The sequence below is a fragment of the Arthrobacter sp. Soil_C_60 genome (genome assembly GCF_057656375.1).
In genome coordinates this window covers 596,950-617,734 of record NZ_JBDGKM010000002.1, presented here as the reverse complement: position 1 = coordinate 617,734, position 20,785 = coordinate 596,950, and the positions used below count along the sequence as shown (strand labels likewise).

Annotated in this window: 17 protein-coding genes; 8 read left to right on the top strand and 9 right to left on the bottom strand. The window is 66.4% G+C overall.

Features of this window, described 5'->3' with window-relative positions:
• Positions 1-164 precede the first annotated feature (164 nt).
• From AC3A4M_RS06600 to AC3A4M_RS06590, 3 genes are all read left to right on the top strand, one after another.
• Positions 165-1,283, top strand: a complete 1,119-nt coding sequence (locus tag AC3A4M_RS06600) for a DUF1611 domain-containing protein (RefSeq protein ID WP_498734740.1) — start codon at positions 165-167, stop codon at positions 1,281-1,283.
• A gap of 14 nt (positions 1,284-1,297) precedes the next feature.
• Entirely contained in the window at positions 1,298-3,052 is a 1,755-nt protein-coding gene (locus tag AC3A4M_RS06595; protein WP_498734739.1) for an ABC transporter transmembrane domain-containing protein, read from the top strand.
• Positions 3,053-3,243: 191 nt separating this feature from the next.
• Entirely contained in the window at positions 3,244-4,905 is a 1,662-nt protein-coding gene (locus AC3A4M_RS06590; protein WP_498734738.1) for a catalase, read from the top strand.
• 70 nt (positions 4,906-4,975) lie between these two features.
• Here AC3A4M_RS06590 and AC3A4M_RS06585 read toward each other — a convergent pair whose 3' ends face one another.
• The 3 genes from AC3A4M_RS06585 to AC3A4M_RS06575 all read right to left on the bottom strand — a co-directional run bounded on the left by AC3A4M_RS06585 (position 4,976) and on the right by AC3A4M_RS06575 (position 8,072).
• Complete coding sequence (locus tag AC3A4M_RS06585; RefSeq protein WP_498734737.1) at positions 4,976-6,598, bottom strand: HNH endonuclease signature motif containing protein; 1,623 nt, start codon at positions 6,596-6,598, stop codon at positions 4,976-4,978.
• A 387-nt stretch (positions 6,599-6,985) separates the two neighbouring features.
• Positions 6,986-7,591 carry a GNAT family N-acetyltransferase gene (locus tag AC3A4M_RS06580; RefSeq protein ID WP_498734736.1) on the bottom strand — a complete coding sequence of 202 codons (606 nt, stop codon included), beginning with the start codon at positions 7,589-7,591 and terminating at the stop codon, positions 6,986-6,988.
• Between the two features lie 91 nt (positions 7,592-7,682).
• Positions 7,683-8,072, bottom strand: a complete 390-nt coding sequence (locus AC3A4M_RS06575) for a universal stress protein (protein ID WP_498734735.1) — start codon at positions 8,070-8,072, stop codon at positions 7,683-7,685.
• A gap of 150 nt (positions 8,073-8,222) precedes the next feature.
• On the opposite strand from AC3A4M_RS06575, the gene AC3A4M_RS06570 reads away from it, so the two are divergent.
• The 3 genes from AC3A4M_RS06570 to AC3A4M_RS06560 are packed head-to-tail and all read left to right on the top strand — an operon-like array spanning position 8,223 to position 11,371.
• A complete protein-coding gene (locus AC3A4M_RS06570; protein ID WP_498734734.1) occupies positions 8,223-9,257 on the top strand; it encodes a Bug family tripartite tricarboxylate transporter substrate binding protein in 1,035 nt (344 codons plus the stop codon).
• Positions 9,254-9,865 (top strand): tripartite tricarboxylate transporter TctB family protein, encoded by a 612-nt coding sequence (locus AC3A4M_RS06565; RefSeq protein WP_498734733.1) that lies wholly within the window; start codon positions 9,254-9,256, stop codon positions 9,863-9,865. The genes AC3A4M_RS06570 and AC3A4M_RS06565 overlap by 4 nt, the downstream gene beginning before the upstream one ends.
• Complete coding sequence (locus tag AC3A4M_RS06560; RefSeq protein ID WP_498734732.1) at positions 9,866-11,371, top strand: tripartite tricarboxylate transporter permease; 1,506 nt, start codon at positions 9,866-9,868, stop codon at positions 11,369-11,371.
• A gap of 87 nt (positions 11,372-11,458) precedes the next feature.
• On the opposite strand, the gene AC3A4M_RS06555 is transcribed toward AC3A4M_RS06560, so the two are convergent.
• Positions 11,459-11,881 (bottom strand): hypothetical protein, encoded by a 423-nt coding sequence (locus AC3A4M_RS06555; RefSeq protein WP_498734731.1) that lies wholly within the window; start codon positions 11,879-11,881, stop codon positions 11,459-11,461.
• Between the two features lie 326 nt (positions 11,882-12,207).
• Here AC3A4M_RS06555 and AC3A4M_RS06550 point away from each other — a divergent pair, with 326 nt between their 5' ends.
• Both AC3A4M_RS06550 and AC3A4M_RS06545 read left to right on the top strand, forming a co-directional pair.
• The gene (locus tag AC3A4M_RS06550; RefSeq protein ID WP_498734729.1) at positions 12,208-13,113 is read left to right on the top strand and encodes a phosphodiesterase; all 906 of its coding nucleotides are present in this window, start codon (positions 12,208-12,210) and stop codon (positions 13,111-13,113) included.
• 193 nt (positions 13,114-13,306) lie between these two features.
• Positions 13,307-13,621, top strand: a complete 315-nt coding sequence (locus tag AC3A4M_RS06545) for a hypothetical protein (protein WP_498734728.1) — start codon at positions 13,307-13,309, stop codon at positions 13,619-13,621.
• Positions 13,622-13,718: 97 nt separating this feature from the next.
• Here the strand turns inward: AC3A4M_RS06545 and AC3A4M_RS06540 are convergent, their stop codons facing one another.
• The 5 genes from AC3A4M_RS06540 to AC3A4M_RS06520 form a co-directional block, all read right to left on the bottom strand.
• Complete coding sequence (locus tag AC3A4M_RS06540; protein WP_498734803.1) at positions 13,719-15,137, bottom strand: stealth family protein; 1,419 nt, start codon at positions 15,135-15,137, stop codon at positions 13,719-13,721.
• 273 nt (positions 15,138-15,410) lie between these two features.
• Positions 15,411-17,093 (bottom strand): dipeptide ABC transporter ATP-binding protein, encoded by a 1,683-nt coding sequence (locus tag AC3A4M_RS06535; protein ID WP_498734727.1) that lies wholly within the window; start codon positions 17,091-17,093, stop codon positions 15,411-15,413.
• Positions 17,090-18,037: an ABC transporter permease gene (locus tag AC3A4M_RS06530; protein WP_498734726.1), complete on the bottom strand. Its 948-nt coding sequence runs from the start codon at positions 18,035-18,037 to the stop codon at positions 17,090-17,092. Before AC3A4M_RS06530 ends, AC3A4M_RS06535 begins: the two co-directional genes overlap by 4 nt.
• Positions 18,034-19,065 carry an ABC transporter permease gene (locus AC3A4M_RS06525; protein ID WP_498734725.1) on the bottom strand — a complete coding sequence of 344 codons (1,032 nt, stop codon included), beginning with the start codon at positions 19,063-19,065 and terminating at the stop codon, positions 18,034-18,036. Before AC3A4M_RS06525 ends, AC3A4M_RS06530 begins: the two co-directional genes overlap by 4 nt.
• Entirely contained in the window at positions 19,046-20,707 is a 1,662-nt protein-coding gene (locus AC3A4M_RS06520) for an ABC transporter substrate-binding protein (RefSeq protein ID WP_498734724.1), read from the bottom strand. Before AC3A4M_RS06520 ends, AC3A4M_RS06525 begins: the two co-directional genes overlap by 20 nt.
• Between the last annotated feature and the right edge of the window lie 78 nt (positions 20,708-20,785).

Genomic DNA, 20,785 nt, shown 5'->3' with positions numbered 1-20,785 from the left:
CGCGGCTTCCGGCCTGGCAGCAGAGGCGGTTGAAAAGCCGGGGCACGGGAGATGAAGCCAGGGTAAACGGTTCATGAGAGCACTCTCATCGGTACATCATGTCCCTTTCATATGGGCCGCGTTTAGTCATTACTGACAGCAAAACCCGGACTAAGGAGAAGACTATGACACTCGTCGCCCACCCCAGCGAAGCCCTTTCCCCCACTATCAGCACCGCAAGCATCGCCAGGACAGCAGTAGCCGCGGATCCCCAGCGGCTGCAGCGGGCCAAGAAGGCCTACACCACCCGCTTCCTCGCGGACCGGCTGGCACTCGATCCGGCAGGGTACGAACTGCTGGACATTACTCCGGCCGCCGGCGACGTGGTGCTGGCCAAGGTAGTGGAGATCGGGAACCACACGAAACTGGAAAGCCCGGCTTCGCGCCGCCAGGCCATGTTCCCCGGCGATGAAATCCTGGTCGCCTTCGGGAACCGCTACGCGCCGGACCAGTTCCTCGCCGTCGTGCCGGATGATCTGGGCGAATGCAGCCTGGTGGCCGGCGGGGGACTGGCCGCCCGTGTCCTTGAGCAGCACGCGGACATCGACAAGGCCACGACCATCCAGCCCATCGGCCTGCTGGCCAAGGACGGCGTGGTGGTCAACCTGCAGGACCTGGCACCGCACACGGTCAACCATGCAACGGAGCTGCCCGGCCGGCCGCCGGTGATTGCGGTGCTGGGTACCTCGATGAATTCCGGCAAGTCGACAACGCTGGGCTGCCTGGTCAACGGGCTGGATGCAGCGGGCCTGCGGGTTTCGGCGGGCAAGGCGACCGGGACCGGCTCCGGCAACGATCCGCGCCTCTTCACCGACGCGGGTGCCCGCTTGGTGCTGGACTTCACCGACTTCGGCTTCCCAACCACTTATCTGCTGGACTACGAAACCGTGCGTGGCCTGCTGACCAGCCTCATCGACACCCTGACCACGTCCGAGACCGATGTGATCGTGGTGGAGATTGCCGACGGCGTCTACCAGGGCGAAACGAGCAGGCTGCTCCATGACCCGGTTTTCCACGCGGCCGTCGACCACGTGGTGTTCGCCGCCGCAGATGCATTGGGTGCCACGGCGGGCATCGGCGTCCTGCAGGATGCCGGAGTTTCCGTGCCGGCGGTCTCGGGCCTGCTCACCGCCTCGCCGCTTGCCGCCCGGGAAGCCGCCGGGGTCATCACCACCCGCGTGATCGACACCTACGATCTGTGCAACCCGGCAACGGCCCTGGAACTGTTGCCCGCACGCAAATAAGGCAGGTGCGAAGTATGCCTAGCAAGAAACTTCCGCCTGGCCTGCCCCGGCTGCTCAGTGGCCGCCGGCGTGGTTTGATGGCGCTGCTGGTCAGTACCGGCCTGGCCATGGCGGCGGTGACCGGTGCCAGTGCGCTGCTGATGATGTGGCTGCTCGACGAAGCCCCAGCAGGTGCCGGGAACATCGTCCCCCTCGTCGCCGGACTGGCCGCGGCCGCGCTGGCCATCGGCGGCCTGCGGGCTCTCGAACGGGTGCTGGGCGAGATGCTCGGCCAGGACTACATCCATCAGATCCGCAAAGGCCTGGTGAAATCCGCGCTCGCCACCGACCGGGGTCCGTCGCCGGGCGTGACCATCGCTCGCAGCACCAATGACCTCTCCAGCGTGCGCAACTGGATCGCAATGGGAATCTCGCCGCTGGCCGTGGGCATCCCGCTCATTTTGGGCACGGCGGTGGCGCTGTGGCTGCTCGCGCCGGGACTTGCCCTCGCCGTCGTCGTTCCCTTGGCTGTTCTGGCCGCGTGCCTGGCGATGCTGGCCAGGCCGGCCTTTGAACGGGCGCGTGCCCTGCGGCGGCAACGCGGGCGGCTCGCGGCACGGCTCGCCGATACGGTCATGGCAGCCGGCACCATCCGCGCCGCGGGAGGCGAAGCGCGCGAGGTGAAACAGGTGGACAAGGCCGGCCGCAACGTGGTCGACGCGGCGGTGCAGCGCGCCGCCGCTTCCGGTTCCATCCGTGGTGCCGCCGCAGCCGCGGCCTCGCTGGGCACCGCTGCGGTCGCCGCCGTGGGCAGCTGGCAGGCCATTCCGACGGCGACTGTCGCCGCCGCGCTGACCATCGTGGGCATGATCGCGGCCCCCATTACCGATATGGGCCGCGCCGTCGAATACCGGCAGAACTTCAAGGCCGCACGCCGAATCCTCGGTCCCGCCCTCGCCGTTTCGGCGCCGGAAGGAAACGAACGACGACGGCGGGTTGCCGCCTCGGCCGGCCACGCCACTGCTGTGGGTGCGACCGCGGTGGGCGCGAATGAAGCGGCTTCAAACGGGGAGGCGTTGAACGGGGAGCCGCTGGCCGGCGAGGATGCGGGCTCGCTCCTGGTAGCGGGCCTGGCCGAATGCCGGAACTGCCCCGTCCCGGAGCTTCGGGCCTGGCCGGGCCAGCGGGTACACATCCGCTCCGCGGATCCAGCAGTGGAGACCAGGTTGCTGGAAACGTTGATCGGGGTGCGCGGCGATCCCGATGCGTTTACTCAGGTCGACGGCCAGTCGCTGCTGGACAGCGGCGGACGGGACCGGCGGCGACTGGTCGGCTATGCCGCTGCCGGAGCGTACCTGGAGCGGGGATCGATTGCCCGCAGCGTGCGCTACCGGAGGCCTGACCTGGATGCGGCGCAAGGATCGGCCGCGTTGGAACAGGTGGGACTGGCCGGAGCTATTGCACGGCTGGAGCGGGGCGAGCAGACCATGCTCAAACGCGGCGGCGAGCCTCTGTCCACCTCGGAGCGGGCACGGCTTGTGCTGGCCCGGGCGATGCTGGGGGAGCCTCCGGTGTTGGTGGTCAACCGGCTGGACGCGGACCTGGACCGGGACGGCAGGCAGATGCTGGCTGACGTTGTACGCGACTATCCCGGCGTAGTGCTGTTCGCCTCGGATGATCCGGACGCGCTCGCCGCCGGTTTCACCGAATGGTCCGTCGACTGCCCGCACGCCGGGCTGGACCTGACCTGGGTAGCCGCGCGCCCCGCCGTCGTTCATGATGCTTACTGACCTCGGTGATCGACGGTCTGATTAGCTCAGTGAGTGGCGGCTGCGAGGCGCTGGCCAGCGTTCATCCACGGCTGTTGTCTCTTGGCGTCTGCACGTATTGACCTCTGCCGCCGCCGGTAACAGAGTGGTAACTACGGGCGATGGCCTGTCCCGGGCCGCCTTGCATCCAATTCCCCTAAGAAGGTAAGACCATGACAGATGCAGCCAATCGGCCACCAGCAGAAGGCGATGACCGGTCCATCCTGACCAATCGGCAAGGGCATCAGGTTTACGACAACCAGAACCAGCGGACGGTTGGCCCACGCGGTCCGGCCACCCTGGAGAACTACCAGTTCCTTGAGAAGATCAGCCACTTTGACCGGGAGCGCATTCCCGAACGGGTGGTCCACGCACGCGGGTTCGTTTCCTTCGGCACGTTCGAAGCCACCGGAAAGTGGGGCGACGAACCGATCTCCCGGTACACGCGGGCAAAGCTGTTCCAGGAAGCCGGCAAGAAGACGGACGTGGCAGTGCGGTTTTCCACGGTGATCGGCGGCCACGACTCCTCGGAGGCTGCCCGCGATCCGCGCGGTTTCGCGGTGAAGTTCTACACCGAGGACGGCAACTGGGATCTGGTCGGCAACAACCTGGCGGTGTTCTTCATCCGGGACGCCATCAAGTTCCCGGACGTGATCCACGCGCTCAAGCCGGACCCCATCACCTTCCGGCAGGAGCCTGCACGCATTTTCGACTTCATGTCGCAGACACCCGAGTGCATGCACATGCTGGTCAACCTGTTCAGCCCGCGCGGCATCCCGGCCGACTACCGCCACATGCAGGGCTTCGGCGTCAATACCTACAAGTGGTGCAACCAGGCCGGCGAAACAGTTTTGGTGAAGTACACGTGGCAGCCGCACCAGGGCGTGAAGAGCCTGACGGAAGCGGACGCGGCGAGCATCCAGGCCAACGACACCGGCCACGCCTCCAAGGACCTGTTCGAGGCGATCGAGCGCGGCGACTTCCCGAAATGGGATCTCTACGTGCAGATGATGAGCGACGACGAGCATCCGGAACTCGACTGGGACCCCTTGGATGACACGAAGACCTGGCCGGAACAGGACTTCGAGCCCAAACTCGTCGGCACCATGACGCTGAACGAGAACGTCTCCGACCACCACAACGAGAACGAGCAGATCGCCTTCGGAACCGGCGTGCTGGTGGACGGGCTGGATTTCTCCGACGACAAAATGCTGGTGGGCCGTACCTTCAGCTACAGCGACACCCAGCGCTATCGGGTGGGGCCGAACTACCTGCAGCTGCCAGTGAATTCGCCTCGACGGGTACAGGTAGCCACGAACCAGACCGGCGGGCAGATGTCCTACGGGCGCGATCTCGGCGTGGGACAGAACCCGCACGTCAACTATGAACCCTCCATCACGGGTGGCCTGCGCGAGGGGCATTACCAGACGGAGGACATTGAGGGCCCGGAACTCACCGGCCGGCTGACCCGTGCCCGCATCCCGCGCACCAACGATTATGAGCAGGCAGGCCAGCGCTACCAACTGCTCGAAGACTGGGAACAGGATGACCTCGTCACCAACTTCACCACGTTGATTGCGCAGGCGGACCGGAAGGTCCAGGAGCGCATGCTCTGGCACTTCTACATGGTCGACGACGAGCTCGGCTCCCGCGTGGGCGAGGGCCTGGGCATCAGCCTGGAGGATGTGAAGGACCTTGGGCCGTTGCAGTCGCAGACTCTCGCGGATGCCGAGGTGTCGCGGATGAAGAACCTGGGCAAGAACGGTCCGCGGAACGTCGAAGGGCTCACCATGACGCATTGCGTGCCGAACGAGCACGTCGTCGTCGCTCCCTGACCTGGAACCTTGACTAACGACAGCGGCGTCTGACCGTTGGGGTGAGGCGCCGCCTCTACATTGAGAAGCGTTAGAAAGGCGGTGGGGTGTAGAGGTCCGGTGGTGGTGGTTCGGCTGGTGGGCGGATGGACCAGCTGTTTTCCGGCGTGCTGCTCCATTCGTGGCCGGTACGCGATTTCCAGACGGTGCTGCCGTCGGCATATTGGGTGACTTTCCAGCCGCCTTTGTGTTTTGCAGCGTGCTCGGGTTTGCAGAGCGCCTTGAGGTTTTCGAGGACGGTTTTGCCGCCGTCTTCCCAGGCGACGGTGTGGTCGATCTCGCAGAAGCGGGCTTCGACGCGGCAGCCGGGGCCGGTGCAGTGTCCGTCACGTAACCGGACGAGTCGTTTGAGCCATTCGGGCGGGTGCCGCAGGTCTTTCGCGGCGGCGATCGCGTTGCCGTATCCATCGGTCAGGACCGGCAGCCACGATTCCGTCAGTCCGGCGAGGTTGCGGGCCAGGTCTGGCGGGATCGGCCCGTACCCGGCGAGTTCACCGGGTTCCTCGCTCAACCCCGCCGCGGTCTCCAGTGACAACGTGACCGCGACGCTGGCCGTCACCCCCGCGCCGGCCCCGGTCCCCGTCCCCGCGCCGCTGCCGGTGCCGGTGCCGGTGGCTGCGCTGCTGCCGCCGCCGCCGCTGCCGGCGCAGGTTCCGGTCCCGCTGCCGTTGCAGGTGCCGGGGCTGTGGAGGATCAGGTCGGTGATGACGTCGGCGCGCAGCTGGGGCAGGGTCCGGGCTTCGTCGGGGCCCTGAAGCTTCTTCGCGAGGGCCTGAACCAGGTTGAACACCATCACCGCCTTGTCCGCGCTGCAGCGGAACCAGACTTCGGCCATCCCGTCATCCTGCGGCACCAAGCCGACGTTCCGGGACTGGTTCGCGCGTTCGTGCCGGACGGTCAGGCTTTCCGGGTGCAAACGTTCACGGGCCTTGCGGGCCCGGGCCCGCACACTCTCGACGGTGATCCCGCCGGCTTGGGGCAGGACCCCGGCCTCGAACGCGGGCAAGAGTTCTTCGGGCAGATCCTGGGAGCCGCGCGCGATCGCGGTGGCCCGCGGCAGGTCCAGGTCCCCGGCGGCCATCGCCTCCACCGTGGCCGGCAAATGGTCGCACAGCTGCGCGGCCTCGGTGAGGTCCTTCTGCGCAGCCCCGCGGGGCTGGGCCAGGGCCGCGGCGATCTCCGTCGCCGCGCAGGAAGAGAACCCGTGCGCGTTGCCGGTCTCGGCGCCCTCGGCCGGGCGCAGCTCGGTGAACCGGCTCAAGGCCTTCACCCGGCCGGACTGCAGCCACGCCACGGCCTTCGCGGATGCCTGCAGGTAATCAACGGTCCCGACGTCATCCAGGCCCTCCGGATCAATCCGCTCCAAAACCGCGGCCAGCGCCGCCGGCGCCAGGTTCTCCCAGCCCTCCGGCAGGCCCGGCACCTCCGGCAGCACCGCGGCCGTCGCCAGGGTCCCGGCCGCTTCCTCGGCGGCTTCGTCGAAGGGCTCCGAGTGCCGGCCGGCGAAGGCCAGGTTCTCCTCGGCCCAGGCATCGAGGAGGAGTTTGTGCAGCATGATTTCCAGCAACGAACGCCCCGCCAAGCCGAGTGCCCGCAAACCGCGCTCCCGGTCCGGCGCCGGCGCCGGTATGAAATCAAACTGGAAATCTTCCATACACCCACACTAAGAACCGCCTCTGACAGTATGTGACCACGCACAACCATGGAGTGGAAGCGGCAGAAAAACATCGGAAACTTCCGACGGCGGAGCTTGCCAGGGCGACCAAGGCGACGTGATGCCAGGCGTATGCAGCAACTCGCGAAGCGGCGGCCGGCAGGGGTGTGGAACAGACCGGCAGGGCCCGTGGGGGTAACGGGCGCCTAGAATCCGCCGTGGGGGTACTGAATGAAGTTAAAGAGATGGCGCCGGCTGGTTGGAGGTTGGGGGGAAACTCCGACCGGCCGGCGCCGCATCACTCGCACCTTTATGAGGTAACTTCACAGTAGGTCTTGAACTTGATTGTTGGCCGGGAGCAACCTGTGAATTGCCTGAGTATGGTTTTTAGACAGCTCGTTCCAGCACGAAGTCGCGCAAAACCAGGCGGCCGGTGGGGAAGTTCATGCCGCCAACGGTCCGGAAGCCGTTCTTGGCGTAGAACTTCTGGGCACGCACGTTTTCTTCGCTGACGGAGAGCCACACCGCACGCGAACCGTTTTTCGCAGCGGCGGACAGGGTGGCGTTCATGAGCCGATGAGACAGGCCGCTGCCGTGGGCGTCGGCCCGAATGTAGAACTTGCTCAGCATCGAAGTAGGCCGCAAGGTCAGAGCTGCTTGGACTTCGACATCCAGGGGAGGGGTGTGGACGAGCATGCTGTAGCCCACCAGCCTCAGGCCGGGGCGAGTTGCGGACGCGTCGACTGGATCAGCATTCGGCTCTTCGAGCACCATCACGGTTCGTTCCGCGTTGGCGATATAGCTGCTGAACCGGGCCTCCGTGAGATGCTCTGCTATGTAGCCGTTGATGTCGTCCTCGGTCATGACCGGAGGGCACGCCAGCGGGAAAGTTGCCGCGGCCAATTCGGCGAGGGCGACGGCGTCGTCGGCTGTGGCCTGTCGGATTAAAGCGTCGGCGGGCAGCACTGTTCTGCCGGTCCCAAATCCGGGCATGGTTGCAGATTCCGCTGACGCTAATCCTGCGTCTGAATGGATCGAATCGTTCACGGAACAATCCTAAGCGGGCGTCAACGCTCCGTTGTGATCACGCGCTGTACTCTGCCTTCACTGCGAGGACAGGGGCATTGGCCTGTAGCAGGATCTGCTGGGCGCTACTGCCCAGCAGGAACTTGCCCACGGAGCTCCGGTGCCGGATCCCAATGATGATCAGCGACGGATCCAGGGCCTCAGCCGTGTCCAGAAGATCACCCACGGCATCACGGCTGCGTTCGTTCGGCAGCCGGTAACTCACGGCCACGCCCTCCACCTCGGTAGGGAAGTCCAACTGGCTGCCGCCGACGACTTCTTCATCATGAACGGTCCGGTCCAGATCGAAAACCACAAGATCCTGTCCGCGGAGTCGAGCTTCCGCGACGGCAGCTGTAAAGGCGGCCGTTCCTTCCCTGGAGCGGGACCGACCAACGAGAATAGTCATAAATGTTGCCTTTCGCCGTCCGCCAGTTGCGACGGGTTTAGGTCCCTCTGGCCGCGTGAAATAGCCTACATTGGATCGGTTTCTTGTAACGAACCAGAGTTCGCATGGTGAATGCGCCACTATCAGCAATTCTAAGGAAGGTCGGGAATCATGGCATCCCCGAAGCCCCAACCCGGCGGCTCCACGGCCGCGAGTGGCCGTTCCCGGAAACGGACCGTCGGTCTGGCTATCTACGGCGTGATCGCGGCGCTTGTCATCGGAGGAGCAGTCTTCACGTCCTCCCGCAGCGCAGCCGATGCGGAGCTGCGCAGCAAGCTGACCCTTATTGCTCCTGCCGGTGCCGGTGGCGGGTGGGACACTTTCGCACGCGAACAGCAGCAGGCCCTGCGCTCCAACGGCATTGTGAACAGCGTTCAGGTAGTCAACGTGCCCGGCGCCGCCGGTACCATCGGTCTGGGCCAGTTTTCCACCATGCACGGACAGTCCTCAACCCTGATGGCCACGGGCACCGTGATGCTCGGTGGCATCCAGCTCAACGACTCCCCGGTGGGAATGGACGACGTGCGTCCCTTGGCCCGGCTGGCCGATGATTACGACGCGATCGTGGTGCCTGCCGATTCGCCCTTCAACTCCATCGATGACCTGATCGCCGAATGGAAGAAGGATCCGCGGGAGTTCCCGTTCACCGGCGGCTCAATCGGCTCCATTGACCATCTGGTCATGGCGCAGTTGGCCATGGAAGCAGGGATCGATGCCTCGCAGACCACTTATATCCCCAACACCAGTGGCGGCGAAGCCCTGCAGACCGTCTTTTCCGATACCGCCAAAGCAGCCATCAGCGGTTACAACGAATTCGCGGACCAGATCGAGGCGGGCAGGGTCAAGGCTCTGGCCATCTCGGCGCCGCAGCGGCTGGAAGGCATCGACGTTCCCACCTTGCTGGAAGAAGGCTACGACGTGCAGATGAGCAACTGGCGCGGGATGGTCGCCGCACCGGGGACCAGCGACGAGGACTTCGAGGAGTTGCTGAGCATCATCACCGAAATGTCGCAGACGGCGGAGTGGGAAGACGCTCTGGCCCGCAACCAATGGGATAACACCTTCATGGTCGGCGAAGAATTCGAGGAGTTCATCGCCGCGGAGGAAGAAGAAGTCGCCGAGATCCTGGAAGGGCTGGACCTGTGACACATCCGGACAACCAAACGCATCCGGGCGCGCCGAGGCCGGCCGCGGATGCCTCGCCGGCTGCCCGGGGCTTCTGGCACGGACGCAGCGGAATTATCATCGCCGTCGTACTGGCGGCGTTCAGCACCTATCTGCTGGTGGGCATATTCGACATGGATGTACCTTCGGGCGCAGCCTTCCCCGGACCAACATTCTTCCCGGCTCTGATCGTGGCGGCCGGCTACCTTCTTTCGGTGCTCCTGGCCGTGTTCACGATCAAGAACCCGGACCCGCCCAAGCCCCCGCACTACGAATTCGAAGAGGACCTTGATCCGGACGTCCGGGCCGCGGCCGAAAAGGCAGCGGCCCGGAAGTACGCAACGTATTCGGACTGGTCCTCGGTTGTGGTGGCTATCGGCAGCTTCCTGCTTTTCGCTTTGCTGATGGAACCGCTCGGTTGGATTATCGCCGCAGCTGTTCTGTTCTGGGGGATGGCCCGGGCCATGGGAAGCCGCCGGCCGCTGTTCGACATCAGCCTGGCGCTCGTGGTCGCCTCGCTCATCCAGCTCGCCTTCGGTGCCGCGTTGGGCCTCAATCTGCCCGCAGGGTTCCTGGGAGGTGTGTTCTAAATGGATGCTCTAGCCAACTTGATGGAAGGCTTCAGCCTGGCGCTGACGCCGATGAATCTGCTCTGGGTAGTCGTGGGTGCGTTCCTCGGCACCGCAGTGGGGGTACTGCCGGGACTGGGGTCCTCCATGGCGGTGGCGCTGCTGCTGCCGATGACGTTCGCGCTGGATCCGATCGGGGCATTCATCATGTTCGCCGGGGTGTACTTCGGCGGGCTCTTCGGCGACTCCACCATGGCCATCCTGATGAACACGCCGGGACAAGCCTCGTCGATCGCCAGTACCTTCGAGGGCCACAAGATGGCCAAAGCCGGCAGGGCGCCGCAAGCCCTGGCGACCGCTGCCATCGGCGCCTTCATCGGCGGCATCATTGCCAGCGTTCTGGTGGTGTTCTTCGCCCCCGTCCTGGCAGACCTGTCCGCCAACTTCGGCCCGCAGGAATTCTTCGCGCTGGCTGTCTTCGCGTTCCTGGCCACCTCCTCGGTCGTCTCGGACTCGGTGATCAAGGGACTGGTTTCCCTGGTCTTCGGCCTCGGTATTGCCGTGCTCGGCATCGACAGCATCTCCGGCGCCGAGCGCTTCAGCTTCGGCGTGCCGGAACTTTTCGACGGCGTTAACATCATCACCGTCACCGTGGGCATCCTGGCCCTCGGCGAGGTGTTCCACGTGGCCTCGCGGATCCGACGCGATCCGGCCGCCGTGGCCACGCCCTCCTCGGGCCGGCCATACCTCTCCAAGGCCGAATTCCGCGAGGCGCTGCCGGCCTGGTTGCGCGGCACGGCGATCGGTGTACCTTTCGGCGTCATTCCCGTGGGTGGCGCGGAAGTGCCAACCTTCCTGGCTTACGGGGCCGAGCGTTCGCTGGACCGCCGCCGCCGGAAGCCGATGTTCGGCAAGGGCGCCATCCGCGGCCTGGCCGCCCCGGAAGCGGCAGGCAACGCGACCACGGGTACCGCGATGGGAGCGCTGCTGGCGCTGGGCCTGCCGGTCTCGGCCACCGCGGCGATCATGCTGGCGGCGTTCCAGCAGTACGGGCTGCAGCCGGGCCCGCTGCTCTTCGACCGCGCACCGGATCTGGTCTGGGCGCTGCTGGCCAGCTTCTTCCTCGGCCTGATCGTGCTGCTGATCCTGAACCTGCCCTTCGCACGGTTCTGGGCCAGGCTGCTGCTGATCCCCAAGCAGTACCTGTACGCGGGAATCTCGGTCTTCTGCGGGCTGGGCGTCTACGCGACGTCGGCGTCGGTGTTCGACCTGCTGATGGTGCTCGGCATCGGGGTGCTGGGCTTCCTGATGCGCCGCTACGGCATCCCGCTGGCGCCGATCATGATCGGCATTGTGCTGGGTCCGCTGGCCGAAACCTCCATGCGCTCGGCCCTGTTGTCCTCCAACGGGGACTACGCCGTTTTCGTGGACAGCCCGATCACCATCACGCTGTACATCCTGCTGGCGGTCGCCCTGCTCATCACGGCGATCAGCCGGATCCGTGCGCGCGCCAAAGCCGACGTGTAGCAAACTTCCAACAGCGGACGACGGCGGCGCCCCGCCTTCAAAAGGTGGGGCGCCGCCGTCGTTCTCGGCTTTAAAGACGGTGGCCGGCTAGACCTTCAGCGACTTCTGCTTGCCCTTGGAGTCCAGGATCAGGGCCAGCGCGATGCCGAACATCCAGATGTCCTTGGCCAGGCCGGTTCCCTCGGCGGTGGGGCGGACGCTGTCCTCGTGCGTCATGCCCGGGGTCTTGAGGTACATGCCGATCAGCGTGCCGGAGAATGCGGCGAGGCCCAGGCCCACCAGCCGGCTGGGGATGAACGGAGCCAGCAGCGCGCTGCCGAGGGCGAGCTCGCCGTAGCTGACGTACTTGCCGAACTGCTCGGGCTCCATGTCCTTAATCTGGGGCAGGATGTTGCCGGCCATGCTCTGCAGGTATGCGGCGCTGTCCTTGTCCAGGTTCATCTTGCCGATGCCGGAATTGAGGATAAATCCGCCGGTGGTCAGGCGCAGGGGAATGTGGCTGAGCTTCATGTCAGGTCCTTCCGGTAGTCAGACTCGGTCCCTTCGAGCGTACTTCCGGGGGACCACTCCTGCCAGTGTTCGGCAGGCAGCTTCTGCCGGAAGGGGCGACTGCGCAGCCGATTCGGACAACTGCGCAGCCGGGTGGCGCGGGTTACAGTTTGTTTCCGGCGCATTTCGCACTGTTTTCCGTTGCTAATGCATGGGCTGCTGAGATTCAGTTAAGCGAAACAAACCGAAATGCCGCCCTGTGTTAACTTGCGGTTTGAGCCTCGTCTGCTTGGATGGAATGTAATAGGAAACGGGTATCCCGGTTCCGAAACAGCAGAAGGTTAGTGATGGATTACATCCAGGCCGAGCATCCACGGCCTCACCATTTCATACTGCACATGAGCGACACCCATCTGGTGGGCGGTCCGAATCCCCTGTACGGACAGGTGGACAGCGAGGCCCGGCTCCAGCAGGTCTTCACCGAACTCGAGGCTTCCGGCGCGCGTCCGCAGGCCATCGTGTTCACCGGAGATCTGGCGGACAAGGGCGAGCCGGAGGCGTACACCAAGCTCCGCGCCATCGTCGAGCCGGCCGCGGAGCGGTTGGACGCGCAGGTCATCTGGGCCATGGGGAACCATGACGACCGCGCCAATCTGCGCACCGGACTTCTGGATCAGCCAGCGGACATGTCCCCGCTGGATAAGGCGTACGACGTCGATGGCCTGCGCGTGATCACGCTGGATTCCACCGTGCCCGGGTTCCACCATGGCGAGCTCAGCGACAACCAGTTGGACTGGCTCAAGGGGGAGCTGGCGGTGTCCGCGCCGCACGGCACCATTCTCGCGCTGCACCACCCACCGGTGCCGTGCGTGCAGGATCTGTCCGTGCTGGTGGAGCTGCGGGACCAGAGCCGGCTGGCCGCGGCGCTGGAGGATACAGACGTGCGGACCATCCTGGCCGGACACCTGCACTATTCGACCACCGCCATGTTCGCCGGCATTCCGGTGTCGGTGGCGTCGGCGACCTGCTACACGCAGGACCTGAACGTTCCCGTGGGCGGCACCCGCGGCCGCGACGGCGCCCAGGCCTACAACCTGGTCCACGTGTACGACGAGACGATTGTCCACTCGGTGGTGCCGATCGGCGACTACGCCACCGTGGGCGAATACGTGTCCCCGGAGGAAACCCAGCGCCGGCTTGACGCGGCCGGCATCCGGATTCCCGAGAGCGGCCGCCAGCTCGCCGGAGTCTGACAACGACGGCGGCACGCGCCTTTGCGTCTACGGCTTCCGCAGGTGTGGGCACCGTTTTGTAGCCAGCGGTACCGGGGCTCAATAGGCTGGGTGAATGATGCCTGATTCTTCCCAAACTTCCGCCGGCCCAACCTCGCCTAACTCTGCCTCGGCCAGCCCAACTCCAGCGGCGGAACCTGCCAAGCGGACCAATGTGATCGTTGCGATCGCCGACAAGGTCACTTCGTTCGGCGTCCGACGGGCCTACGGCGAACCGGTCCAGGTGGGCTCCGAGCAGGTGGTTCCGGTGGCGCTCGTCCAATTCGGCTTCGGCGGCGGCGAATCGGAGACCGGCGAAGGCGGTGGTGGCGGCGGCGGAATGGTGCTGCCCGTCGGAGTACTGGCGCCGGACAGCCAAGGCAAAGCCTCGTTCCGGCCCAACCCGCTGGCACTGCTGGTTTGCACCGTCCCGCTGGTGTGGTCAGCCGGCCACGCCGTGGCGCGGGTGGTCAAGGCCTGCCGCCGGTAAACCCGACGGCTAACCCAACGACGGCGGGTGAGCACCCGCCGTCGTAATTCTCGTTAGGCCGTTACTTGCCCGGAGTCGTTAATTTTTCCCATCGGTCTTATTTTTCCCAAGGCGCGGGGATGGGGAAGTACTTCTCGAGGAAGTCCGTGACGACTTCCTGCCGTTCCAGGGCCGGAACTTCCGGGAAGCTGCCGTCATTGAGGCAGAAGAAGTCGTGGTTGCGCTTTTTGAGCAGCTTCGCCAATGCTTTCAGCCCCGAGTACATGGTGGTGTCGATGTACTTGACCTTGGCCTCGGTCTGCGTGACGGCGCGGCCGGTCAGCAGCGCGTAGTAGTGGTAGAGCGAGTTGGTGACCGAAATGTTGTCCTTGGCGCGGAAGCGGCTCGCCGCGGTAGCCTCGAACTCGGCGGCGAACTCCTTCTCCATTTCCAGCAGCACGCTCTTGCGCAAGGGCGCGGCGCAGTGTTCCAGATGCCGGGTGGTGATGCGGCCGAAGCGATCGTAGAGCAGCTTGCGGTTCACTCGGGCTGCGTTCTCGAAGCCTGAGCGGTCCAGGTGGTTATCGCCCAGCCCGATCCGGGTGGAGGCCTCGATGAACTTCGTGATGCCACCGGGGGAGAAGAACACGTGCGGACCCACTGCGCGGCCGAAGAACATGTCGTCGTTGGAGTAGAGGAAGTGCTCGCTCAGGCCCTCGATGTGCTGCAGCTGCGCCTCGACGGCCTGCGAGTTGTGCGTGGGCAGGACCGAGGGATCCTTGAAGTGCTCTTCGCTGCGCACAATGTTGATGGCCGTATGCTCGGCGTTCAGCCACTCCGGCACGGGGGAGTCGGTGGCGATGTAGATGTTGCGGATCCACGGCGCGAACATGTACACCGAGCGCAGCGCGTACTTGAGCTCATTGATCTGCCGGAAACGGGCCTCGGCGTCGTCGCCCTCGCCGAGGATGACCCCTTCCATCCGCTTGCGGCGGGCGGCCTGGTAGGCCGGATCGTTCCCGTCCACCCAGGAGAAGACGATGTCGATCTCGAAGTCGATGTCCGTGGCGTGGTCGGCGAACATGTTTTCGATGGTCGGCCAGTCCAAGCCATACCGGCGCACGGTGCCGCGGACGGCTTCGGCCGCAGGGAGCGAACGTCGGGTCAGCGAGTTTTCGATGGGCAGGATCAGCTTCTCGTCCTGCCACATCCACAGTTCCAGCTGCACGCCGGCCGACTGCCCGTAGACCAGCCCGCCGTTCGGCTCGATGCGGGGGCGGTAGAGCCGGAAGATACGGGCCTGGTTGCCCTCGGCGAGCCGGCCGTCGCCGACCAGCAGCGCGCGCTTCTTCTTGGCGTCCACCGTCATGGAGTAGAACGGTTCGTTCAGGCAGGCGGCGGCCAGCGCGTCCTGAAGTTCCCGGCGGTCATCCCAGTTAATGGCGATGACCGGACGGGCATCATTGCCCCGGACCAGCAAGTATCCGATACCAGCGTCATCGAGCACGCGGCGGATGAACAGCAGGTCCTCCACCATCGCCTCATGCTGGGTGCGGTCCCTGTTGACCAGCGCATAGCGCCGCTTGACCTTGACGACATCCTCGCGGTCGCTCAAGCGTGCGACGGCGGCAGGAGAGGTCACCTCAACGACGTCGCGCTGGCTTTCCTCCGGTTCCGGGGCACCAAAGTACGCATCCGAAATGTCACTGGGGGCAAGCGATTCGGTAATGGAAGTCTCCTTCAGTTTTGGATGTGGCGTATCTCCTCCATACTAAGCCTGCCTTCTCGCCGGCGTGAGGCGGCTGTGGATTCAGCGAGCTTCGAGGGCTGGGGAAGACGCGAGGAGCTGCTGTGTGTAGGGATGCTGGGGCGCGGCGAAGAGCTGCTCGGCCGGACCTTGTTCGACGATCCGCCCGCGACGCAGGACGGCAACCCTGTCGCTCATGTGCCGCACGACCCCGAGGTCGTGCGAGATGAACAGGTAGCTCAGTCCCAGTTCCCGCTGCAGGTCATCGAGCAAATCCAGGATCTGCGCCTGGATCGAGACATCCAGCGCCGAGGCTGGTTCATCGCAGATCAAGATGCGGGGCCGCGGCGCCAGGGCCCGGGCGATGGCCACGCGCTGGCGCTGGCCGCCCGAAAGCGTGCGCGGGCCGCGGCGGGCAAAGTCCGCGGGCAGCCCGACCATCTCCAGCAGGTCCTGGACCTGCTCGCCGGCGCTCCGGGAATTCAGCGTCCGGCCGCCGGTGACTGCATCCGCCAGGGTCTGCCCGACGGTCAGCCGCGGATCGAACGAACTAAGCGGGTCCTGGTAGACGGTGCCGATCAACGGCCGCCGGCTCCGGCGCTCCTTCTCGGTGAGCGCGCTCCAGGGCTCGCCGAACAGCCGGACATCGCCGGCATCCGGCGCGGTGAGCCCAAGGGCGATGCGGGCGATGGTGGTTTTGCCGGAACCGGATTCGCCCACCAGCCCCAGCGTCTCCCCGGCGGCCAGTTCGAAGGACACAGTATCGACGGCGGTGAAGCTGGTCTTGTCCGGGTTGCGGAAGCGTTTGGTCAGGTCGGTGGCCTGCAGGACGGGTGTGCCGGCGCCGGGCTGATCGATATCGCGGTCAGCAGCTTTTGGCTTCGCGGTCGCTGGAGCGGACGTGCCGGACGGACGGGATAAGCCCGACAGGCCCGACGGTCCGGACAGGCGCGCACCGCGGGGATGGCCGGAGGGTACGGCGCGCAGAAGCTTCTTTGTGTAGTCGTGCTGCGGCGAGCCCAGGACCTGCGCCACCGGGCCTTGCTCCACAATCCTGCCCTCGGTCATCACCGCCACCTGGTCCGCCACCGAACCGACCACGGCCAGATCGTGGCTGATCAGCAGCATCGCCGTTCCCCGCTCCCGCAGTGAGGCCAGCAGGTCCAGAATCTGCGCCTGCACCGTGGCATCGAGCGCGGTGGTGGGCTCGTCGGCGATAAGCAGCGCCGGATCCAGCGCGATGGCGGAGGCGATCAGGGCCCGCTGGCGCAGGCCGCCGGAGAGTTCGCCGGAGCGTTGGCCCGCCCGCAGCTGCGGATCGTCCATGCCCACATCGGCCAGCAGCTTCAGCACCTGCCGGCTGCGTTCGGCGCGCGTCAGCCGGGTCCGCAGCCGGAGCGAATCCTCGATCTCGCGCCCGATGGTCCGCAGCGGATCCAGCGAGACCAGCGCATCCTGCAGCACAAAGCCGACCTTGCTGCCGCGCAACTGCCGCCAGCCGCGCCGACCCAGCCCGGTCAGGGACTCACCGCCCAGTTCCATCCGCTGCGCCGAAACATCCGCAGTGTCCCCGGCGAGGCCGATCAGGGCCCGCGCGGTTACGGACTTGCCGGAACCGGATTCGCCCACCAGCGCCAGGCACTGCCCGCGGTCGATGGATAAAGACACCCCGCGCACTGCCGGGACGGCACCAAAGCCGATGTTGAGGTTCTCAACCCGCAGCACGGCGTCGTTCTTCGCAATCACCGTCCGGCCACCCTTCGCTGCAGAGCGCGCCCCAGCACGGTCGAGGACGCCGCGGTCAGGACAATCGCGACGCCGGGGAAGAACGTCATCCACCACGCCGTGCCCAGATACGTCCGGCCGGCCGCCAGCATCGCGCCCCACTCGGCGGCCGGCGGCGGTGCCCCGAGGCCGAGGAAGCTCAGCGAGGACGCCCACACCACGGCCTGGCCCAGCCCGAGGGTGCCGAGCACAAAGACGGGGGAGAGGGCGTTGGGCAGGATGTGGCGGAAGAGCACCTGCGCCGGCCGGCGGCCCAGTACAACGGCGGCCTCCACCATTGCGGACGACCTCACCTGGCGGATTTGGCCGCGGATGATGCGCGCGTAGCCCGGCGCCGTCGAGAGCCCGACGGCGATGACCGAGGTGGTGATCCCGGGGCCGGCCAGCGCGATGAAGACCAGCGCCAGCAGCAGGCCCGGCAGCGCGAACAGGACTTCGAGGATCCGGCCCACGCCGAAATCCAGCCAGCGGCCACCGAGCCCGGCCAGCGCGCCGAGCACCAGCGCCAGCCCGACGCCGATGGCGGTGGCTGCTGCGCCGATCAGCAGCGACGGGCGGGCGCCGTGGATCACGCGCGAGTAGATGTCGCGGCCGGACTCGTCCGTGCCGAACCAGTGCTTGGCGGATGGGCCTTGGAACGAGTCGGCCGGGTTGATGGCCAGCGGGTCGAACGGCGCCAGCAGCGTGGGGAAGCAGGCGGCCAGCACCAGGAACAGTGCGACGCCGGCGGCGCCGAGTTCGACGGCGCGCAGCCCGGACACCGGGCGCAGGCCGCGGGTGGGTCCGAGGGTTCCTGCGGCGCCGGGGGTGCCAGGAGTCTCCGCGACATCAGGGGTTCCAGCCGCGCCTGAGGTGCCGGCGAGGACCGGGTCCTGATGGTTGCGCTTGCTCGAGAAGATACTCATGCGGCCCGCAACCGTGGATCGGCGGCGCGCTCGGCCACGTCGCTGGCGGCCATGACCACCACGTAGGCCAGTGCCGAGACCAGGGCGACGCCGGTGACCAGCGGGATGTCGCGGAGCGTGACGGCATTGAGCAGGGTCCGGCCCAGCCCCGGGCGGGCAAAGATCGACTCCACGACGACGGCGCCGCTGAGCAGGCTGCCGAAGGCCCAGCCGGAAAGCGCGATGCCGGGCAGCGCGGCATGGCGCAGAGCGTGGCGGAACAGCACACCGGTCTCGCCTTCCCCGCGGGCACGGGCGGAAAGCGCGAACGGCGAGGTCATGGCGTTGAGCATGGATTCGCGCATCACCTGGCCCAGGAACCCGGCCAGCGGCAGCGCCAGCGCCAGCACGGGCAGCACCAGCCCGTCGGCGGAGTTGGTGCTGACCGGCGGCAGCCAGCCCAGCGTGTTGCTGAACAGCAGGATCAGGATGCTGGCCAGCCAGAAGTGCGGCACCGCGGCTGCGGCGATCTCCAGCCCCGAAGCAACGACGGCGGCCGCCTTGCCGTTCAGCGTGGACCAGCCGGCCAGTCCGAGCGCCAGCAGCCAGGCCACCAGCAGGGCCAGGGCGGACAGTAGGAGTGTGCCGGGAAGCTGGTTGCCGAGCAGTTCGGCCACGGGCATCCGCAGCGAGTAGGAGTCGCCCAGGTCGCCCTGCACCAGCCGGCCCAGCTGTGTGAAGTACTGGACCAACAGCGGCTGGTCCAGCCCGTAGTCCCGGCGGACCTGCTCCAGCGCCTCGGGCGACGCCTGCGATCCCGGCCCGCCCAGTATGGCTTCGGCCGGGTCGCCGGGGATCAGCCGGATCCCGAAAAAGATCAGCGTCGCAACGGCCCAGAGCACGAAGACCGCGCCCAGCACCTTGGCGAGCAGCCAGCGGAGGGTTGTGGGGAGGCGGACACCGTCAGCCAGGGTCTGCGCCGGCCCCCGGTCTTCGGCGCTCAGCGCTGCCCGGCCGGGAGCCGGTGGCTCAGGAGTTGAGCCAGGCATCGTAGAACGTCGGCGTGGACACGGTGGGCAGCGCCCGCAGCCCGGAGACTTCCGAGCGGTACAGGAAGTGGTTCTGCTGGTCGTACAGCGGCAGGATGTAGTAGCCCTCCAGCACAATCTTCTGCGCCTCTTCGTACAGAGCCGCGCGCTCGGCCGGGTCGGAGGTTTCGCTGCCCTTGGTCAGGATCTCATCGAGTTCGTCCAGCTTCACCTGGGACAGGTTGGCGAAGTACCCGCTGGGTGCCGGAACGGTGCTGTCCGAGTGGAACAGGATCCGCAGCACGTCCGGGCCCACCTTGGTGTACGGGGCGCTGACCAGGTTGTAATCGTTTTCGGCCAGGGCGCCGTACCAGCTGGACAGATCCAGCAGGTTCAGCTTGATCTCGAAGCCGGCTTCCTTGGCCGTGGCCTGCAGCTGCTCGAACAGGGACTGCTCGGCCGGGATGGACTGGTTGGTACTGACCGGGAACTCCAGGCTCAGCCGCTCGCCGTCCTTCACCCGGTAGCCCTCGGCATCCCGCTCAGCCCAGCCGGCTTCATCCAGCAAAGCGTTGGCCTCGGCCGGGTCGTAGCCGAACAGGGACTCATCGGAGTAGCCCAGCGGCTCGACGCTGGAGAGCGGCGAGTAGGATCGTTCGGCGGTCCCGAAGAACAGGGAGGAAACGCCGTCGTCCACATTCACCGCCCGGACAAACGCCTCGCGCACCAGCGGATCGTTGAAGGGCGCCTTGCTGGTGTTCAGCTCCAGCCGGTTGGAGGCACCGGGCCGCGGCGCATCCAGGTGCTTGATGACGTCGTTGTTCTCCGCCGCGGCAATGGTGTCCGGCTGGGCGTTGTCGATCACGTGCACCTCGCCGGCCTGCAGCGCGGCGTAGCGGGTGGCGGATTCCGGAATGAACTTCCAGGTGATGGACTCCAGGTAGGCCGGGCCCTCGTGGGCGGCATCGGCCGGCGGGGAGTTGTAGTTTTCGTTGCGGACCATGGTGATCGAGTCCTGCTTGACCCAGTCCTCCACGATGAACGGGCCGGTGCCCACCGGCGCCGCGCAGTTCTCTTCCTGGCTGCGCTCCAGCGCCTTGGGGGACTGGATGGCGACCCATGGCATGCTGAAGGATTCCAGCAGTGCGCTGTCCGGAGCCTTGAGGTTCAGCTTGAGGGTGAGGCCGTCGACGGCCTCCGCGCTCTCGATCTTCTGCAGCGCCAGGTAGCCGGTGGAGGACGCAGTTTCGGGGTCCTGGACGTGCTCGATGTTGGCCTTCACCGCCTCGGCGTTGAGCGGGGTGCCGTCGGTGAACTGCACGCCCTCGCGCAGCGTGAAGGTCCAGCTGAGGCCGTCTTCGCTCTCCTGCCATTCGCTGGCCAGCCACGGGATGATTTCGCCGTCGTCGTTCTTGGAAACCAGCGGTTCCAAGTACTGGCTTGCCGCCAGCGCCTGCGGGTAGTTGCCGCCCACATGCGGATCCAGGCACGTCGGTTCGGCGTCGCCCGTGGCGTAGACGAGGTTTCCGCCGCTGACCGGCTCGCCCGCGTTCTCTTCGGAACCGGTGCCGCCGGCGCTGCAACCGGCCAGAAGTACGACGGCGGCCGCGGCGCCTGCCGCTGCAACGGCTGCACGGCGCGGGGAACGGAAGGCAAACGACATAGGATACTTCCTCAACTGGATCCGCCCGGCCGAGGCCTGCGGCGGTAGAGCGCGGCCGGACGGGCGCCGGCCGCAGGT

What these genes read in the sequence shown, in the direction of transcription:
- AC3A4M_RS06600 (WP_498734740.1), top strand. Translation starts at nt 165, where the DNA reads ATGACACTCGTCGCCCACCCCAGCGAAGCCCTTTCCCCCACTATCAGC.
- AC3A4M_RS06595 (WP_498734739.1), top strand. Translation starts at nt 1,298, where the DNA reads ATGCCTAGCAAGAAACTTCCGCCTGGCCTGCCCCGGCTGCTCAGTGGC.
- AC3A4M_RS06590 (WP_498734738.1), top strand. Translation starts at nt 3,244, where the DNA reads ATGACAGATGCAGCCAATCGGCCACCAGCAGAAGGCGATGACCGGTCC.
- AC3A4M_RS06585 (WP_498734737.1), bottom strand. Translation starts at nt 6,598, where the DNA reads ATGGAAGATTTCCAGTTTGATTTCATACCGGCGCCGGCGCCGGACCGG.
- AC3A4M_RS06580 (WP_498734736.1), bottom strand. Translation starts at nt 7,591, where the DNA reads ATGCCCGGATTTGGGACCGGCAGAACAGTGCTGCCCGCCGACGCTTTA.
- AC3A4M_RS06575 (WP_498734735.1), bottom strand. Translation starts at nt 8,072, where the DNA reads ATGACTATTCTCGTTGGTCGGTCCCGCTCCAGGGAAGGAACGGCCGCC.
- AC3A4M_RS06570 (WP_498734734.1), top strand. Translation starts at nt 8,223, where the DNA reads ATGGCATCCCCGAAGCCCCAACCCGGCGGCTCCACGGCCGCGAGTGGC.
- AC3A4M_RS06560 (WP_498734732.1), top strand. Translation starts at nt 9,866, where the DNA reads ATGGATGCTCTAGCCAACTTGATGGAAGGCTTCAGCCTGGCGCTGACG.
- AC3A4M_RS06555 (WP_498734731.1), bottom strand. Translation starts at nt 11,881, where the DNA reads ATGAAGCTCAGCCACATTCCCCTGCGCCTGACCACCGGCGGATTTATC.
- AC3A4M_RS06550 (WP_498734729.1), top strand. Translation starts at nt 12,208, where the DNA reads ATGGATTACATCCAGGCCGAGCATCCACGGCCTCACCATTTCATACTG.
- AC3A4M_RS06540 (WP_498734803.1), bottom strand. Translation starts at nt 15,137, where the DNA reads ATGGTGGAGGACCTGCTGTTCATCCGCCGCGTGCTCGATGACGCTGGT.
- AC3A4M_RS06530 (WP_498734726.1), bottom strand. Translation starts at nt 18,037, where the DNA reads ATGAGTATCTTCTCGAGCAAGCGCAACCATCAGGACCCGGTCCTCGCC.
- AC3A4M_RS06525 (WP_498734725.1), bottom strand. Translation starts at nt 19,065, where the DNA reads ATGCCTGGCTCAACTCCTGAGCCACCGGCTCCCGGCCGGGCAGCGCTG.
- AC3A4M_RS06520 (WP_498734724.1), bottom strand. Translation starts at nt 20,707, where the DNA reads ATGTCGTTTGCCTTCCGTTCCCCGCGCCGTGCAGCCGTTGCAGCGGCA.